Origin of the sequence: Enterobacter sp. 18A13 (assembly GCF_007035975.1) — a bacterium.
GTDB classification, from domain to species: Bacteria; Pseudomonadota; Gammaproteobacteria; order Enterobacterales; family Enterobacteriaceae; genus Enterobacter; species Enterobacter vonholyi.
Window position 1 is genome coordinate 1,948,634 of the sequence record NZ_AP019634.1, and the last position, 17,102, is coordinate 1,965,735.

General features: G+C 55.8%; 19 protein-coding genes and 2 tRNA genes. 7 read left to right on the forward strand and 14 right to left on the reverse strand.

The genetic code is table 11. The features are described from left to right. Positions 1-29: 29 nt before the first annotated feature. From lpp to FOY93_RS09620, 5 genes are all read right to left on the reverse strand, one after another. The gene (lpp, locus tag FOY93_RS09605) at positions 30-266 is read right to left on the reverse strand and encodes a murein lipoprotein Lpp (protein ID WP_001082307.1); all 237 of its coding nucleotides are present in this window, start codon (positions 264-266) and stop codon (positions 30-32) included. 309 nt (positions 267-575) lie between these two features. Beyond that, on the reverse strand, positions 576-1,997 hold the full coding sequence (gene pykF / locus FOY93_RS09610) for a pyruvate kinase PykF (RefSeq protein ID WP_023311333.1): 1,422 nt from the start codon (positions 1,995-1,997) through the stop codon (positions 576-578). Positions 1,998-2,004: 7 nt separating this feature from the next. After that, positions 2,005-2,199 carry a protein YnhH gene (gene ynhH, locus FOY93_RS24035; RefSeq protein ID WP_418721936.1) on the reverse strand — a complete coding sequence of 65 codons (195 nt, stop codon included), beginning with the start codon at positions 2,197-2,199 and terminating at the stop codon, positions 2,005-2,007. Between the two features lie 175 nt (positions 2,200-2,374). After that, complete coding sequence (locus tag FOY93_RS09615) at positions 2,375-3,520, reverse strand: trans-sulfuration enzyme family protein (protein WP_143345718.1); 1,146 nt, start codon at positions 3,518-3,520, stop codon at positions 2,375-2,377. A gap of 11 nt (positions 3,521-3,531) precedes the next feature. Continuing rightward, positions 3,532-4,902, reverse strand: a complete 1,371-nt coding sequence (locus FOY93_RS09620) for a pyridoxal-phosphate dependent enzyme (protein WP_143345009.1) — start codon at positions 4,900-4,902, stop codon at positions 3,532-3,534. Between the two features lie 400 nt (positions 4,903-5,302). Here FOY93_RS09620 and FOY93_RS09625 point away from each other — a divergent pair, with 400 nt between their 5' ends. From FOY93_RS09625 to fumD, 4 genes are all read left to right on the forward strand, one after another. After that, positions 5,303-6,325 carry a methionine ABC transporter ATP-binding protein gene (locus FOY93_RS09625; RefSeq protein ID WP_045910313.1) on the forward strand — a complete coding sequence of 341 codons (1,023 nt, stop codon included), beginning with the start codon at positions 5,303-5,305 and terminating at the stop codon, positions 6,323-6,325. After that, complete coding sequence (locus FOY93_RS09630) at positions 6,318-6,986, forward strand: methionine ABC transporter permease (protein ID WP_008500617.1); 669 nt, start codon at positions 6,318-6,320, stop codon at positions 6,984-6,986. The genes FOY93_RS09625 and FOY93_RS09630 overlap by 8 nt, the downstream gene beginning before the upstream one ends. A 23-nt stretch (positions 6,987-7,009) precedes the next feature. After that, positions 7,010-7,822 (forward strand): MetQ/NlpA family ABC transporter substrate-binding protein, encoded by an 813-nt coding sequence (locus tag FOY93_RS09635; protein ID WP_008500616.1) that lies wholly within the window; start codon positions 7,010-7,012, stop codon positions 7,820-7,822. 110 nt (positions 7,823-7,932) lie between these two features. Further along, positions 7,933-8,142 (forward strand): fumarate hydratase FumD, encoded by a 210-nt coding sequence (gene fumD, locus FOY93_RS09640; protein WP_008500615.1) that lies wholly within the window; start codon positions 7,933-7,935, stop codon positions 8,140-8,142. On the opposite strand, the gene FOY93_RS09645 is transcribed toward fumD, so the two are convergent. Genes FOY93_RS09645 through FOY93_RS09660 form a run of 4 tightly spaced genes read right to left on the reverse strand, consistent with a single transcriptional unit; the run spans position 8,123 to position 11,217 of the window. Beyond that, positions 8,123-8,809 carry an amino acid ABC transporter permease gene (locus FOY93_RS09645; RefSeq protein ID WP_127730515.1) on the reverse strand — a complete coding sequence of 229 codons (687 nt, stop codon included), beginning with the start codon at positions 8,807-8,809 and terminating at the stop codon, positions 8,123-8,125. The two genes, fumD and FOY93_RS09645, sit on opposite strands and share 20 nt — an antisense overlap. Next, positions 8,793-9,569: an amino acid ABC transporter permease gene (locus tag FOY93_RS09650; protein WP_127730517.1), complete on the reverse strand. Its 777-nt coding sequence runs from the start codon at positions 9,567-9,569 to the stop codon at positions 8,793-8,795. The genes FOY93_RS09645 and FOY93_RS09650 overlap by 17 nt, the downstream gene beginning before the upstream one ends. Then, positions 9,569-10,384 carry an amino acid ABC transporter ATP-binding protein gene (locus tag FOY93_RS09655; RefSeq protein WP_143345010.1) on the reverse strand — a complete coding sequence of 272 codons (816 nt, stop codon included), beginning with the start codon at positions 10,382-10,384 and terminating at the stop codon, positions 9,569-9,571. The genes FOY93_RS09650 and FOY93_RS09655 overlap by 1 nt, the downstream gene beginning before the upstream one ends. Positions 10,385-10,386: 2 nt before the next feature. Next, positions 10,387-11,217, reverse strand: coding sequence for an ABC transporter substrate-binding protein (locus tag FOY93_RS09660; RefSeq protein ID WP_172621914.1), 831 nt, complete (start codon positions 11,215-11,217; stop codon positions 10,387-10,389). A 245-nt stretch (positions 11,218-11,462) separates the two neighbouring features. Between FOY93_RS09660 and FOY93_RS23525 the strand changes: the two genes are divergently transcribed. Next, positions 11,463-11,630 carry a hypothetical protein gene (locus tag FOY93_RS23525; RefSeq protein WP_038419198.1) on the forward strand — a complete coding sequence of 56 codons (168 nt, stop codon included), beginning with the start codon at positions 11,463-11,465 and terminating at the stop codon, positions 11,628-11,630. A gap of 94 nt (positions 11,631-11,724) precedes the next feature. On the opposite strand, the gene FOY93_RS09665 is transcribed toward FOY93_RS23525, so the two are convergent. Continuing rightward, positions 11,725-11,865: a hypothetical protein gene (locus FOY93_RS09665; RefSeq protein ID WP_003857665.1), complete on the reverse strand. Its 141-nt coding sequence runs from the start codon at positions 11,863-11,865 to the stop codon at positions 11,725-11,727. A gap of 125 nt (positions 11,866-11,990) precedes the next feature. Between FOY93_RS09665 and FOY93_RS09670 the strand changes: the two genes are divergently transcribed. After that, positions 11,991-12,773, forward strand: coding sequence for an MBL fold metallo-hydrolase (locus FOY93_RS09670; protein ID WP_133294236.1), 783 nt, complete (start codon positions 11,991-11,993; stop codon positions 12,771-12,773). Between the two features lie 72 nt (positions 12,774-12,845). Continuing rightward, a complete protein-coding gene (locus FOY93_RS09675) occupies positions 12,846-13,481 on the forward strand; it encodes a carbonic anhydrase (RefSeq protein WP_109844381.1) in 636 nt (211 codons plus the stop codon). 28 nt (positions 13,482-13,509) lie between these two features. Here the strand turns inward: FOY93_RS09675 and FOY93_RS09680 are convergent, their stop codons facing one another. The 4 genes from FOY93_RS09680 to mdtK form a co-directional block, all read right to left on the reverse strand. Continuing rightward, positions 13,510-15,105, reverse strand: coding sequence for an FAD-NAD(P)-binding protein (locus FOY93_RS09680; protein WP_143345011.1), 1,596 nt, complete (start codon positions 15,103-15,105; stop codon positions 13,510-13,512). A 119-nt stretch (positions 15,106-15,224) separates the two neighbouring features. Then, a tRNA-Val gene (locus FOY93_RS09685) sits at positions 15,225-15,301 on the reverse strand. A 4-nt stretch (positions 15,302-15,305) separates the two neighbouring features. After that, positions 15,306-15,382 (reverse strand) — tRNA-Val (locus FOY93_RS09690). A 153-nt stretch (positions 15,383-15,535) separates the two neighbouring features. Continuing rightward, positions 15,536-16,909: an MdtK family multidrug efflux MATE transporter gene (mdtK, locus tag FOY93_RS09695; RefSeq protein ID WP_111965646.1), complete on the reverse strand. Its 1,374-nt coding sequence runs from the start codon at positions 16,907-16,909 to the stop codon at positions 15,536-15,538. Positions 16,910-17,102 lie beyond the last annotated feature (193 nt).

Genomic DNA, 17,102 nt, shown 5'->3' on the forward strand with positions numbered 1-17,102 from the left:
AATGTGCGCCATTTTATTAACAGGTACTATTACTTACGGTATTTAGTAGCCTGGTTGTCCAGACGCTGGTTAGCGCGAGCTGCGTCGTCTTTAGCAGCCTGAACGTCGGAACGCATTGCGTTCACGTCGTTGCTCAGCTGGTCAACTTTAGCGTTCAGAGTCTGAACGTCAGAAGACAGCTGATCGATTTTAGCGTTGCTGGAGCAACCAGCCAGCAGAGTAGAACCCAGGATTACCGCGCCCAGTACCAGTTTAGTACGATTCATTATTAATACCCTCTAGATTGAGTTAATCTCCATGTAGCGTTACAAGTATTACACAAAGTTTTTTGGGTTGAGAATATTTTTTTGATGGGAATACACCTATTTTTGATCGTTCGCTCAAAGAAGCATCGAATCAGCCCTTTTCGGGCAAAAATCTAAGGAAAAAAAGGCATTTATCATCGGATTCATCTTAGATAAATCGCAATTAAATAGAAAAACCCGATTTGCATTTTGAATGACTTTGGCTAATACGAGGAATAAAAAAAGCGCCCGGAGGGCGCTTTTTATCCAAATTAATTGGTTCGGGAATTATTACAGCACGTGAACAGATGCGGTATTGGTTGTGCCGCTTGGTACCAGTGCGCCAGAAACCATGACCACAACGTCACCTTTCTGTGCCAGACCGCGATCCACCAGCTCCAGAGCCACTTCTTTACCCAGACGGTAGAAATCATCCGTAGACGCGATCTCTTTCACCAGGTGAGGGATCACGCCTTTGCTCAGCACCAGCTGACGAGCCGTGGTTTCGTTGGTAGTCAGCGCCAGGATAGTTGCATCCGGGAAGTATTTACGCACCGCGCGAGCTGATTTACCACCCTGGGTGGCAACCACGATCAGTGGTGCTTCCAGTTTCTCAGCCGTTTCTACCGCACCGCGGCAAACCGCTTCGGTGATGCGCAGCTTGCGGCTGTCGTTGTTGTAGTCCAGACGGCTTTTCATTACGCGGTCGGTACGTTCGCAGATGGTAGCCATGATGGTCACCGCTTCCAGCGGGTATTTACCCTTCGCGGATTCGCCGGACAGCATAACGGCATCGGTACCGTCGAGGATGGCGTTTGCCACGTCGCCTGCTTCTGCGCGGGTTGGGCGTGGGTTTTTGATCATGGAGTCCAGCATCTGCGTTGCGGTGATAACCACTTTACGCGCGCGAACACATTTCTCGATCATCATCTTCTGCGCGAAGATCACTTCTTCAACCGGGATTTCTACACCCAGGTCGCCACGTGCAACCATGATGCCGTCAGACGCTTCGAGGATTTCGTCGAAGTTGTTCAGGCCTTCCTGGTTTTCAATTTTGGAGATGATCTGGATCTTCTCGCCGCCGTGCGCTTTCAGGTGCTCACGAATTTCAACTACGTCAGAACGCTTACGGATGAAGGATGCCGCAACAAAGTCAACGCCTTGTTCGCAACCGAAGATCAGGTCCTGTTTGTCTTTTTCAGCCAGCGCTGGCAGTGCGATAGAAACGCCCGGCAGGTTAACGCCTTTGTTTTCGCCCAGGTCGCCGTTGTTCAGTACTTTACAGATAACCTTGTTGCCTTCGATAGCGGTAACTTCCATACCGATCAGACCATCGTCTACCAGCACGGTGTTACCAACGGACAGATCGTTGGTGAAGCCTTCATAGGTCACTGCAACGATTTCGCTGTTGCCGACAACGGATTTGTCGGTGGTGAAGGTGAAGGTCTGGCCAGCTTTCAGAGAGACGTCGTTACCGCCTTCCAGTTTGATAGTACGGATTTCTGGACCTTTGGTATCCAGCAGGATCGCGGCTTTTTTACCGGTCTTGCTCATCACGTTGCGCAAGTTCTGGATACGCTGACCGTGTTCTGCGTAGTCACCGTGGGAGAAGTTCAGACGCATCACGTTCATGCCGGCATCCAGCATTTTGGTCAGCATCTCTTCAGATTCGGTTTTCGGGCCGATAGTACAAACAATTTTCGTCTTTTTCATGACAGTCTTAGTCTTTAAGTTGGGAAGGATATGGAAATCTCGCTCCGGGGGCGCACCGCCGCGGAGTCAAACCTGTGTTGCAAAAGAGTATATGACACGCACTAAGGATAGGAGACATCAAATGAGCGTGCAGAAGAAAGTGTGCCTGAGTGACAGCCCAACGAAGGAGAGGAGATGTTGTACGTTGTTTTTTGTATTCCAAGCGCTGAAACCATTCACCAGGGATTTGGCGCGCATTATACGCTGATTTTAAGATAAAAGGAAAATGGAAACGGTGTTTCAGAAATAATCTGTGCTGTTTCTCATAATATTGTTATCAAGGCGTTAAGCCATGATGACAACTTGTGGCGGCAGGTGATGGACCTGCCGCCATTTGCTTATTTCTGCAGCGCCTGGCTGAGGTCGGCAATCAGGTCTTTCGGATCTTCAATCCCGACTGACAGGCGGATCAGCTGCGGCACAATGCCGTTTGCCAGGCGTTGCTCCAGCGGAATGGAGGCGTGCGTCATGCTGTAAGGCTGGCTCACCAGACTTTCCACGCCGCCCAGGCTTTCTGCGAGGGTGAACAGCTTCAGGTTGCGAATCACCTCGGTGGCGCGTTGCGCATCGCCTTTTACCACAATGGAAATCATCCCACCGGGCAGGGCCATCTGCGTGCGGGCAAGCTGATATTGTGGATGCGATTCCAGGCCGGGATAGAACACCTTTTCGACCAGAGGATGCTGATCCAGCCATTGCGCAATCGCCAGCGCGTTGGTGCTGTGCTTTTCTACCCTCAAAGCGAGCGTGCGAATACCGCGCAGCGTCAGGAAGCTGCTGAACGGATCCAGAACGCCGCCCACCGCGTTTTGCAGATAGCCCAGCCTATCCGCCAGTTCCCTGTTGTCCCCGACAATCGCCAGCCCGGCCACCACGTCAGAGTGGCCGTTCAGATATTTGGTGGCGGAGTGCACCACGATATCGAAACCCGACTCCAGCGGACGGTGGATCACCGGCGACGCGAAGGTGTTATCCGCCACGCTGATGACGTTACGACGACGGGCGATTGCCGCGATGGCCGCCAGATCCGCCAGCTTCAGCAGCGGGTTGGTCGGCGTCTCGACCCACACCATACGCGTATCCGGGCGGATGGCGGCCTCGAGCCCGGCGAGGTCGTCCGGTTTAACCCAGCTGACCTGCAGGCCGGTGCTGCGCTTGCGCACGTTTTCAATCAGGCGGTACGTCCCGCCGTAAACGTCATCAATGGCGACGATATGGCTGTCTTTGTCCAGCAGTTCGAGCACCGTGGAGATGGCCGCCAGGCCGGAGGCGAAGGCGTAGCCGCGCGTGCCGCCTTCCAGTTCGGCGATCGCGGTTTCCAGCGCGTGGCGGGTAGGGTTGCCGCTGCGCGAATACTCATAGCCGGTATGCTCGCCGGGTGACGGTTGCGCAAACGTCGAGGTGGCGTAAATCGGCGGCATGACGGCGCCGTGCTGGTCGTTGAACTCGCCGCTGTGGACGCTCAGGGTAGCCAGGTTTTTCATCATCTGTTCCTTTATTGCTGAAGACGGTTGCGCCAGGCGGTCAGAACGTCGCTGCGCGTAATCAGACCGAGAAAACGGTCGTTGTCATTAATGACGGCCACCAGGCCGCGGTCGAAGATGGCGTGCAGGGCGCTTTCCGGGGCGTGTTTATCAAGAAACTCCACCTGACGCGTCATGGCTGCCGTCACCGGCAGCGCGAAGCGATCGCCGTCGCCGCCGATATGCCGCAGGAGATCCCACTCGTCGATAATGCCGACCACCTTGCCGTCATCCAGCACCGGCAGTTGGGAGATGTCATACAGACGCATGCGTGCCAGAACGGTGGAAAGCGTGTCGTCCGGGGCCGCGGTAACGGTGGCGCCTTCATCGTGGCGCAGGGCGATGTAGTCAGAGAGGTCGCCGGCCTGAGGACGCGTGATGAGCCCCTGCTGTCGCATCCAGTCGTCGTTGAACATCTTCGAAAGATACTTATTGCCGCTGTCGCAGGCGAAGGTCACCACGCGCTTCGGCGTGGTCTGCGCCTGGCAATACTTCAGCGCGGCCGCAAGCAGCGTGCCGCTGGAGGAGCCCGCCAGAATGCCCTCCGTTTTCAGCAGCTCGCGCGCGGTGGTGAAGGCTTCGCGGTCGGTGATGCGCCAGGCGCGATTCACCCCTTCAATGTGGGCCAGCGGAGGAATAAAGTCTTCGCCAATTCCCTCAACCAGCCAGGAGCCCGCGTCGTGGTAGCGTCCGGTTTCCACCTGGTCGGCCAGAACGGATCCGGCCGGGTCTGCCAGGACAAATTCAGTATGCGGAGAGTGCTCGGCGAACCACGCCTGCAGGCCGCCCAGCGTGCCGCCTGAGCCGACGCCCACGACGATGGCGTCGATCCGGCCGTCAAGCTGTTCATACAGTTCCGGCGCCGTGGTTGTGCGGTGCGCCAGCGGGTTGGCTTCGTTGTTGAACTGGTCGATGTAAAACGCGCCGGGCAGCTCACTGGCCAGGCGCTGGGCGTAATCCTGGTAATAGGCCGGGTGGCCCTTATTGACGTCGGAGCGGGTCAGCACCACCTGGGCACCCAGCGCGCGCAGGTGGAAAATCTTCTCGCGGCTCATTTTGTCCGGCACCACCAGAATCAGCGAGTAGCCTTTCTGGGCGGCGATTAGGGCCAGGCCGAGACCGGTATTGCCCGCTGTAGCCTCAATTATCGTGCCGCCAGGCTTCAGTTTACCGGTACGTTCCGCTTCGTTAATCATCGACAGCGCAACGCGATCCTTAATCGAACCGCCCGGGTTCTGGTTTTCCAGCTTCAGAAAGAGCGAGCAGGGACCGGTATCAAGCTTATGCAGCTGGATCAGCGGGGTACGACCAATCAGTTCGGTGACGGAGTGATAAATCGTCATGATGTTTTCCTTTCTGGATGTCATGACGGGATGATAGGGCGGTGAAATTTTCTCAATAAAGAACCATTCACTGCCGTTTAGAACAGAAAGGAATATAAATGCCATTTCTGGATGGCAGGACAGCAAGACGTAAAGTTGTCTGGATGTGAGGATGGCTATATCGGGATAAAATGCTGCAAAAATGACCGTTTTTTGCGCCCGTCCGCCAGCAGATATGCATCCGGCAGATAATCATTGCTGAAATTGGTCTAAATGCTTCCCACCCGGTAAATCCGCTGTTTATTTCGGAAAGTTATAACACATTCTTTTTTGTTCATTTAAAAGCGGGTAACGGCTGTTTACTATCGTTTGGACATCCATACTGCTAAACCGCCACGGGCGGCACGGATAATGAATAAGAATGATTGTACTGAGCAATATTTCGAAAGTTTTTGACAACGGAAAGGTGGCACTCACAGCCGTTGATAACGTCAATTTGACGATAGCACAGGGACAGATATACGGGATCATTGGTTACAGCGGCGCAGGTAAAAGTACGCTTATCCGCCTGCTCAACGGGCTGGAAAAACCGAGCAGCGGCAGCGTAACCATCAACGGGCAGAACATTTCTGCCGCAAAAGGTGAAGCGCTGCGCCAGGCGCGTCTGAAGATCAGCATGGTGTTTCAGCACTTTAACCTGCTGTGGTCGCGCACGGTCAGCGAGAATATTGCGTTCTCGATGCAAATTGCCGGCGTACCGAAAGCCGAAATTAAGGCCCGCGTGGCCGAGCTTATTGAACTCGTTGGCCTGAAAGGCCGCGAGCATGCCTATCCGTCGCAGCTGAGCGGTGGTCAAAAGCAGCGCGTGGGTATTGCGCGTGCGCTGGCTAATCGCCCGGATGTGCTGCTCTGCGATGAAGCCACCTCCGCGCTTGACCCGCAGACCACCGATCAGATCCTCGATCTGCTGCTGGATATTAACCGCCGCTTTAAGCTGACCATCGTGCTGATCACCCACGAGATGCACGTGGTGCGCAAAATCTGCGACCGCGTGGCGGTAATGGAGAACGGTAAGGTGGTAGAAGAGGGAGACGTGCTGAGCGTCTTTACCCATCCGCAGCAGCCGATTACGCAGCAGTTTGTGCGTCAAGTGAGCCAGTACGCTGAAGAAGAAACGTTCAATACCGAACTGGCAAACGATCTGGAAGGGACGGTCATCAGGCTGACCTTTACCGGGCACAGCACGCATAAGCCGATTGTGGGCGAACTGACGCTGCGCTACGGCCTGCCGTTTAACATCCTGCACGGAAAAATGACCCAAACCGCTCACGGCGTGTTTGGTCAACTCTGGGTGCACGTCGTGGCATCTGACGAACAACTGAACAATATCCTCGCCGACCTGCAGCACAGCGATATTGAAGGCGAGGTGATTAAACATGGCTGAGAATCTCTTTCCGCATCTCAAGTGGGATCAGCTCTGGGCGGCGACGCTTGAGACGCTGTACATGACCGCGCTGTCCGGCGTGGCGACCTTTGTGCTGGGCATCGTGCTGGGTCTGGCGCTGTTTTTAACCGCGCGCGGCGGTCTGTTCCATAACCGCACGGTCTACAGCGTGATTTCGATTGTGGTGAACGTGTTCCGCTCGATTCCGTTCATCATTTTGATTGTGCTGCTGATCCCGTTCACCAAGACCGTCGTCGGCACCATTCTTGGCGCCAACGCGGCGCTGCCGGCCCTGATAGTGGGTGCCGCACCGTTCTACGCACGCCTGGTGGAGATCGCCCTGCGTGAAGTGGATAAAGGCGTGATTGAAGCGACGCGCTCGATGGGCGCACGACTGAGCACGCTCGTGTTTCGGGTTTTACTGCCGGAATCATCACCCGCACTGGTATCAGGTATTACGGTGACGCTGATTGCGCTGGTGAGCTACAGCGCAATGGCGGGGGTGATTGGCGCCGGTGGTTTGGGAAATCTGGCTTATCTGGAAGGATTCCAGCGCAACCATGGTGACGTCACGCTGGTGGCAACGGTGACCATTCTGATCATCGTTTTCATTATCCAGTTCTGTGGCGATGTCATTACTTCACTGTTAGATAAACGCTAATAAATACACACAGGAACCACATCATGAAAAAGACACTGACACTGATCGCCGCTGCAACCCTGAGCGCCCTGAGCTTCGCCTCCTGGGCCGACACCCTGACCGTGGGTGCATCCAACACGCCGCATGCGGAAATTCTGGAGCAGGCAAAGCCGATTCTGGCGAAGCAGGGTATCGACCTGGAGATTAAACCGTTCCAGGATTACATTCTGCCGAATACCGCGCTGGCGGGTCATGACATCGACGCGAACTATTTCCAGCATATTCCTTACCTGAACAGCGTGCTGAAAGATCATGCGGGCGATAAGGACTACGATTTTGTCAGTGCGGGCGCGATCCACATTGAGCCAATCGGCATCTACTCCAAAAAATACAAGTCGCTGAAAGACCTGCCGGAAGGCGGCAAGATCATCATGCGTGACGCGGTTTCTGAAGAGGGGCGTATTCTTTCCATCTTCGAGAAAGAGGGCGTGATCAAGCTGAAGCCGGGCATCGATAAAGTGACCGCGCGCATCAGCGACATCGTCGAGAACCCGAAAAAGCTGAAGTTCACGCCTAACGTTGAAGCGTCTCTGCTGCCGCAGATGTACAACAACAACGAAGGCGATGCGGTGGTGATCAACGCCAACTACGCGATTGACGCCGGTCTGGATCCGGTTCACGACCCGATTGCGGTAGAGAGCGGTGAAAACAACCCGTACGCCAACATCATTACCGTACACCGCGGTGACGAGAAGAAGAAAGATATCGTCGCGCTGGTGAACGTGCTGCACTCGAAAGAGATTCAGGACTGGATCCGCACCAAGTACAAAGGCGCGGTTATTCCTGTAAACAACTAATTTACTGATTTTGCTGATGAAGCCCGGCGAGTCTCTCGCCGGGCTTCTTTTTTGTATCCGGCTGGAGAATCATTTAAGCTCAACGTTTAAAAGGCAATGGAGTGATGACGATGGGTAACGTGACCAAAGATGAAGCGCTGTACCAGGAGATGTGCCGGGTGGTCGGAAAGGTGGTGCTCGAGATGCGTGATTTAGGGCAGGAGCCAAAGCATATTGTCATTGCCGGGGTACTGCGTACCGCGCTGGCGAACCAGCGCGTTAAACGCAGTGAATTGACAACCGAAGCAATGGAAACGGTGGTTAAAGCGCTGGCCGGGTAAGGCGCCAGCGCTTCGCAAGCTGCTCGAGCGAGCAGCAGAGCAGGTAGTAAACCACGCCCGTAAAGATAAAAATGGCCGCCGGGTAGATTTGCACCCGGTTGTTGACCTGTCCCGCCACCGTGGTCAGTTCCGGGACGTTCACGATAAACGCCAGCGACGTATCCTTCAGCAGGCTAATAAAAATCCCCACCAGCGACGGCAGAATATTCCTCAGCGCCTGCGGCAGCAGCACGTGCAACAGGGTTTGTTGGGTGCTGAAGCCCTGAGACAGCGCGGCCTCGTACTGCCCGGTCGGCAGTGCGCTCAGCCCGGCCAGCACCGAGTGCATCACGGTGGCCGCCGTAAACCAGGCCAGTGCCAGCGTGACGGTCAGCGCCCCGGGCAGATCGCCCCCGGTGATGAGCGGCAGGAGATACCACATCCAGAAAATTACGAAGATGAGCGGGATACCGCGAATCAGCTCTGCCCATAAAAAGAGGACTTTTCGCACGAGCCCGGTAAAGCGCCAGGCCAGGCACGCGAGCAGTATCCCTCCGGGCAGAGCGATAACCGCAGCGCCTGCTGCCATCATTAACGAAAGCAGTACGCCTCCCGGTTCACCCGTTGCCGCGCGTCCCCACAGCAGATAATCGAGGTTATCGGTGATGACATTAAGTCCGGCAATCATGTTTTTCACTCCCTGCGATGACGACGTTCGGGCGTTTACGTTTCGCCTGTGGCCCAAGGCGTACCAGCACCATCCCCATGACCAGGCCGGTCAGCAGATAGAGCACGGTACCGAGGGTAAACGCCTCCAGCGCGTGCGCGTTATAGCTTTCGATCTGCCTGACCTGATAGGTGAGCTCGGCGAAGCCAATCCCGCTGGCGAGCGAGGAGAGCTTCATCAGATTGAGATACTGGCCCACAACGGGCTGCCAGGCGTTGGCCAGGCCCTGCGGCAGAAGGATGAAGCGAAACAAGCGCCACGCGGAGAATCCCTGGGCGAGCGCCGCCTCCCGCTGCCCGGCGGGCACGGAACGCAATCCTGCTTCCACCTCTTCGATTAAAAACGCCGAGGTAAAAACGCCCAGCCCCCAGGCAGAGCATAAAAATTCGGGCGTAAACCACCAGACGTCGCCGGGCAGAATCGACCAGCTGTGATCGGCGTTGACCGCTTCGCGAAACGCCTGCGGCAGCCCGTTCCAGGCGGCAAAATACCAGAACAGTAGCTGCACCAGCAGCGGGGTATTGCGAAAGAGTGATACCCAGCCGCTGACGATCGCTTTCCCGACGCGTCCCCCGGAAAGGCGCAGGAGCATAAAGAGCAGTGCGAGCAGGCTGGCCAGCACGATCCCCGCCAGCGTCACCCACAGGGTGGTGAGGAATCCGGAGAGTATCCACTGCAGAGGCTGTCCGGTCAGTACCCCCTGCCAGTCGAGCGCGGGCATTACAGATGCTCCTGATGCAGCGGGTTGAGCACCTTTTGCAGGAAGCGCTGCGCGCGCGGATGCGCTGGCTGGCTGAAAAACTGCGCCGGCGGCGCGGTTTCCAGAATTTGCCCGCCGTCGATAAAGACAATCCGGTCGGCAATTTCACGGGCAAACTGCATCTCATGGGTCACCACGATCATCGTGATCCCGCTGTGGGCGAGGGCTTTCATCACGTACAGCACTTCACCAATCATCTCCGGATCCAGCGCGGAGGTGGGTTCATCAAACAGAATGATTTGCGGTGAAGAGGCGAGGGCGCGGGCTATCGCCACGCGCTGCTGCTGCCCGCCGGAAAGCTCTGCCGGGTAATGGTGGGCCTTTTCCAGCATCCCGACTTTCTCCAGCAGGGCCAGCGCACGCTCCTGAGCAGGATGCGGCTTCCAGCCGTGAACGTGCTCCAGTGCCAGGGTGATGTTCTGGCTGGCGGTGAGATGGGCGTAAAGATTGAACTGCTGGAACACAAACCCCACGCGGCTTCGCAGCTGACGCAGCCCGGTACCGGAGAGCTTTCCGGTAGGCTTGTTGTCGACCAGAATCTCCCCGCCGCTCAGGGTTTCAAGCTTGTTGATAAGACGGATCAGGGTGGATTTACCGGAGCCTGAAGGGCCGAGGATGGCAACCACTTCACCGGGCGTGATGGTGAGGTTAATGTCGTTCAAAACCTGATGGTCACCGTAGCGTTTGTCCACATGACGAAACTCGACGCTGGCCTGTTCCAGATGTGAAAAATCCGCGGCACCGGCCGCGGAGTGTGAAAATAAACCTGAGAGCATAATTACCTGGCTTCTATTTTAAAGGCGCGCGGCTGTGGAGCAGGGGTGCCAGGACCAAACCAGACATCATAGATTTTTGCCGCCTGACCGGTCTTCTCGAGATTAACCAGTTCGTCGTTAACGGCCTTCAGCAGCGCCGTTTCACTTTTCTTCACCCCTACGCCAATCTCTTCTTTACTGAGCAGGTCGGGCAGGATTTTGAAGTTGGCTTTGTCCGGCGCCTGCGCCAGCAGGCCGGCCAGAATGGTGCTGTCCTGGGTAATGGCCTGGACGTTGCCATTGCGCAGTGCGGTCAACGCCAGCGGGATGTCGTCATAAGAGAGGACGCGGGACTGTGGGAAACGCTGGTGCAGCGCCTGCTCGCCCGTCGTTCCTTTGACTGCGCCAATGCGCGCCCGGCTATAGTCATCAAGCTTGTCCGGTGATTTTGCCGGAACGAGGAACTGCTGGCCGGTAACGAAGTAAGGCGTAGAAAAATCAATGACCTGTGCGCGTTCCGGGGTGATGGTGATATCCGCCACGATCAGGTCGGCTTTGCCGGACTGCAGCAGCGGAATGCGGTTGGCCGGATTGGTGGCAACCAGTTCAAGCTTCACGCCGAGCGATTTTGCCAGCGCTTTGGCAAAGTCCACGTCATAACCCACGATCTCATGCGTTTTGGCATCAATCGAGCCAAACGGCGGGTTGGCGTCAAACGTGGCCACTTTCACCACCCCTGCTGCCTTAATATCCGCCAGCTGATCGGCCTGTGCCTGCGCTGAAAGCAGGCTCCCCGCCGCCAGTAATCCCAGAACCAGTGTCCGTTTGGTAAACCCTTTCATATTTGCTGCCATAGTCATTCGCCATCCCGTTGTTTTTGTTTTACCCCGTTACGCTCCCATAAGGGAAAGCTATCGCCAAATAAGAAATCGTTCTTTGCTATGAGCAAAAAAGCATTAGTGAACAAGGTGTTAATGAAGCGTGAAAAGGACGGGGTGCTATTTGCAGATCCTGCACATAGACAGTGGATTTTGGTATTTCCCCTGCACGGGATTGGGGTGCTTAACTGAGGTCAGACACGGCGAGAGAGGGTAAGACGATGAAAAAGTGGATCAGCACGTTACGGCGGTTTTTTGCGGCCCGGCCAGCGAATGCGGAGAACAGCGCGCAACGTGTTCTTGAGTCGATACTGCCTGTCGCCAGCCTGTATGGCGTAGACGTTGCCAACATTGACCCGGAGTGGTTCCATGATAAAACGTCACGCTGAACTGCGCCGCACGCGCGAAACCTACTGGAACGAGGTGTGCGTGACGTTTAACGAGTGAAATAAAAAAAGCACCGGTTTCCCGGTGCTTTTTTTATTAGATCTTGCAGGCGTCGCCGCAGTCGTCGTCGGCGACAATCGCCTGCGCTTTTTTGTCTGCATCGTCCAGACGTTCCGCATTACGCTCTTCTGCTTCATCCAGACCGTTAAAGACTAAGTTATCGAGATCAATTTCCATGTTGCACCTGCTCTGTTCAGTTTTCGATACTGGCACAGTATAGGGCAAAAAAAGCCAGCAATGTACCTCGCAGCACATAAGGATAATCCCTGCCATACTCAGTGCTTTATCGCTGAGGAGAGCACATGATTACACTCTGTAAAACCTGTGGAACCGCCTACGATACGCAGCCGGACAGATGCCCAATTTGTGAGGATGAACGCCAGTATGTGCCCATCACTGGGCAGGCGTGGACCGATCTCGATACCGTCAACGCGACGCACAGCAACAAATGGCAGCAGCTGGAGCCGCGATTGTTCGGTATCAAAACGGTCCCGGCGTTTGCGATTAACCAGCGGGCGCTGCTTCTGCAAACGCCGCACGGCAACATTCTCTGGGACTGTATCGCCAACCTCGATGCCGCAACCCAAACCCTCATCGCCTCGCTCGGCGGCATCAGCGCGATTGCGATTTCACACCCGCACTATTACACCACGATGCAGGAGTGGGCTGCGGCGTTTGACGCGCCGGTGTACCTGCACGCCAGCGACAGAGAGTGGGTCATGCGCGACAGCCCTGCCATTCATTTCTGGGAGGGGGATGCGCTGGAGATTTGCCCGTCGGTTACCCTGCTGCGTCTGGGCGGGCATTTTGCCGGGGGGACGGTGCTGCACTGGCAGGAGGGGGACGGGGTATTGCTGGTGGGCGATATTCTGCAGGTCACGCCGGGTAAAGACGCCGTCTCGTTTATGTGGAGCTATCCGAATTATCTCCCGCTGCCGGCCCGAACGGTGGCGTCGGTGGTGAGCCATCTCGAAGGCAAAACCTTTGAACGTCTTTACGGCGCGTTCGAAGGGCAGAACATCCTGGCCAGTGCGGACGAGATCGTGCAGCGGTCGGGCCAGAAATATATTGCTTGTCTGAAGTAAACCACGATGGGTAAACTTTACGAGTGTGATCTCGATCATGCCTAAACTAAAACAGATAAAAGAGACATTGCTATGCAACATATCATTGAAGGTTTTCTCAGCTTTCAAAAAGAGATTTTCCCGCAACGTAAAGAACTCTTCCGCAGTTTAGCGTCCAGCCAGAATCCCAAAGCGCTGTTCATCTCATGCTCCGACAGCCGTCTGGTCCCGGAACTGGTCACCCAGCAAGAGCCTGGACAACTCTTTGTCATTCGTAATGCTGGCAACATTGTGCCGCCGTTCGGACCGGAGCCAGGCGGTGTGTCCGCAACCATCGAATACGCCGTCGTGGCGCTGGGCGTCACGGATATCGTGATTTGCGGTCACTCCAACTGCGGCGCGATGAAGGCGATTGCCGATAACGCGAACCTGGAGCCGATGCCTGCGGTGTCACACTGGCTGCGCTATTCCGACGCGGCAAAAGCCGTGGTTGAGAAGAAAACCTGGGATAAGCCGATCGATAAGGTCAATGCGATGGTGCAGGAAAACGTCTTTGCGCAGCTGAGCAACATCAAGACCCATCCGTCCGTTGCGGTGGGCCTGCGTAATAACTCCATCCGACTGCACGGCTGGGTGTACGATATTGAAAGCGGCGAAATCCTCGCGCTGGATAAAGCGACTAAAAGTTTCGTTTCGCTGTCGGAAAACCCGGAAGTCTTCTTCGAGTAATTACCAACAGCAGGGCATGGAAGCCCTGTCAGATCTCAATATACGGTAACCTTCTCCGCGATCCCGACGCGGGTTTTTCAGCCGCCTTCGCCATCGCTTCTGCAATCTCAGCACATTCTGCCAGCCCCTGAACGAAGGGACGGTCGTGCATCAGCCACGGTATCGCGCCGAAGGCGATGCGTCCGCGCACGGTGTCAGGCGCTTTTAAGGTGTAATCCTCGCCGATATCGTGTATCCGATCTCCCGTTGCTTCCAGCTGTTTTCGCAGCGTCGGGAAGGGCAGATCTTTCGTTTTGAGCGGCTTTTGTCCGCGTGCGTCAATAAATACGTCGAAACGATAGACGGTCTCTTTTGTGGTTATCACCGTTCGATCGCTGCCAACGTCGAGCGTGTAGTCGTCACCGAGCGCGGCCACGCTGATGATGCCGGCTTCGCGAAGTGCGAGCAGCCTGCGGATAGACTGCGGAGGAATGGCGGCATAATTGTCGATAAATACCCGAGCCAGCCCCTGACTGAAGCGTTCACCGTCTTGCTCATCGAGATGGGGGACGATTTCCTGAACCACTTCATGCAGCCGAAGCACGGTATAGCGCCAGGCCACGGTACGGCGTTCCCGTTTGTTGCGTTCAACCTCGTTGAGATTCTCTTCCGCCCAGGTAAAGGGGCCGTGGCGTTTACGATCCTCAAACCAGGCCTCACGAATAGTGTCCGCATTCAGCGTATGCAGAGACATTTTCTCGCACCATGCCGGATCGGCAAGCTGAAGCTCTTTGACCATCAGGGCAAAAATGCGGTCAAGCAGGCCATCCGGTCCTTTGGCTATCTCGCTTTCCACCACGAATTCGGTCAAAACCGACAGCGGTTCGTAAGGAATAGGGCAGTAAAAATCGGCTTCCGGCAGAATGCCCGTCCGGGACATCAGCGTAATGTGTAACCCTTCGCTGCCGTTGTCGAGGATGAATTTACCGTTACTAAACTCACCGTGCTGCATCACCACCGCCATAGCCGCGTCGAGACCGCTCAACGAGGTGCCCATAATGCCCACGCGGCAAGGGGGAATGCTGGCATCCATCAGGCCGGACCACGGGCTTGGGAAGAACGTGCGCGTGGCTTCATCCTCCTCTGGCCAGACGTGGCCGGTGGCGATAACCGCCAGGTCGAATTTATCCGGTAGGGCGCGGTCGTTGACCGAAATCGTCACGCCGGTTGTCGAAGGGTTGATGTCGGTGACCTTCGCTGATTCATGGATCTCAACCTGGAACCCCAGCTTTTTCGCCTCTTTTACGATTGATCGAAAGCTGTCGCGAAAATACTCCCCCAGCAGGATCCTCGGCAGGAACTGCCGATCGTGCAGGCTGGCTTTATCAACCTTAAAACGCGACAGATGGGCGTCGCTCTGTTCCTTGAGCCAGTCGAGGTAGGTCATAAAAATGGGCGGGATTTCAATGCTCGCAATGTTCGCCAGCATCAGCCGGGAATTATCGTCGTCGTTATAGGGCATTCCCACGCCGGCTTCATCGGCCTGTTCGAAAACGGAAACGGAGAGCGGCGTGCTGTTCTTAAGCAGGTGATAAAAGGTGTAAATCCCTGTGGGGCCGGAGCCGATAATCGCGATCTTCTTCATCAACACGTTTCCTGTGTTTTTTTCCATAGGAAAAGCGTAGCAGGAGAACAATGAAGAAAATAAGGGATTAGGAAAATTCAGGATATCAGAAGAGGAGTTGCACCATTTCAGGACTGAAATGGTGCGTCCGAGTGGACTCGAACCACCGACCCCCACCATGTCAAGGTGGTGCTCTAACCAACTGAGCTACGGACGCAGAATGGTGCGTTCAATTGGACTCGAACCAACGACCCCCACCATGTCAAGGTGGTGCTCTAACCAACTGAGCTATGAACGCAACGTGTTGTCGGTGACAACGGGGACGAATATTAGCGGCACAGCATCGAGGTGGCAAGAGGGAAAATGCAATTTTCTCTCTGATTTCACGCGATTGCTGTATTACCGCGCAAAGTGAAGAGAAAGTAGCCGCCAGGCGGCGGCTACTGCGTCGTTAACGTGCAGCGCGTTGCAAAATGACCGTTGATGGCTGGCGCTGCAGGAAGCGCATGCGCATCATCATCATAATCGCCGCCGAGGTCAGGCCGATGATAAAGCCCATCCAGAACCCTGCCGGCCCCATGCGCTCAACCACCAGGTCGGTCAGGGCCAGAATATAGCCACACGGCAGACCCAGCACCCAGTAGGCGATGAAAGTGATAAAGAAGATGGAACGCGTGTCTTTATAGCCGCGCAGCACGCCGCTGCCAATCACCTGAATGGAGTCAGAAATCTGGTAAATCGCGGCCAGCAGCATCAGGTGCGATGCCAGCGTGACGACTTCCGGATTGTCGTTATAGAGCAGAGCGATCTGCTCGCGTAATGCAACGGTAAAGAGCGCAGTACAGATCGCCATGCAGACGCCGACGCCCAGTCCGGTTCGGGCGGCCGTTTGCGCATCGAGCGTTGAGCCCTGGCCCAGGCGGAAGCCTACGCGAATCGTCACCGCCGCCGCCAGCGACATCGGCAGGACGAACATCAGGGAGCTAAAGTTCAGCGCGATCTGGTGCCCGGCGACGTTCACAATGCCCAGCGGGGAGACCAGCAGGGCGACCACGGCAAACAGGGTCACCTCAAAGAACAGCGCGAGGGCAATCGGCAACCCTAACTGCACCAGACGCGTCATGATGTTCCAGTCCGGCGTGCTGAATCTGTGCTCGTTACGAATATCGCGCATGGAGCGGGCGCGCTTCACGAAGGTAAGCATCGAGAAGAACATTACCCAGTAAACGGCGGCCGTCGCCACGCCGCAGCCGACGCCGCCCAGCTCCGGCATCCCGAAATGACCGTAAATAAAGACATAGTTAACGGGAATGTTGACCAGCAGCCCGATAAAGCCCATCACCATGCCGGGCTTGGTTTTCGCCAGGCCTTCACACTGGTTACGCGCCACCTGGAAGAAGAGGTAGCCAGGCGCACCCCAGAGCAGCGCGCGCAAATAACCCACGGCTTTGTCCGCCAGTGCCGGATCAATATTATGCATAGCGCGAATGATATGGCCCGCGTTCCAGAGCACGACCATAATCAGCACCGAGACAAATCCTGCCAGCCAGAAGCCCTGGCGGACCTGATGGGCAATGCGCTCGCGGCGCCCCGAACCATTGAGCTGAGCGATAACAGGGGTGAGTGCGAGCAGCAGACCGTGGCCGAACAGGATGGCCGGAAGCCAGATTGACGTGCCGATAGCAACGGCCGCCATGTCGGTGGCGCTGTAGCCACCTGCCATTACCGTATCCACAAATCCCATTGCGGTCTGGGCCACCTGCGCGACGATCACTGGTATAGCCAGTGCCAATAGCTGGCGCGCTTCATTCATGTACTTCTGCACGTGAACACCTTTATTTTGTAGTTATATGAGAGACTAAAAAAGGCGCCGAAACTGGCAGCAAGAAGAAAATGCAGGGGGGTGCCAGCTATTGTAGCGGGCTTTAGCTATTTATCTAGTGAAAAAATCGCCAGAAAATGCGCTCTGCTGGCAACCTGTTTTTCCAACTGTTATTGTGGAGGGATTAAACGGTGCC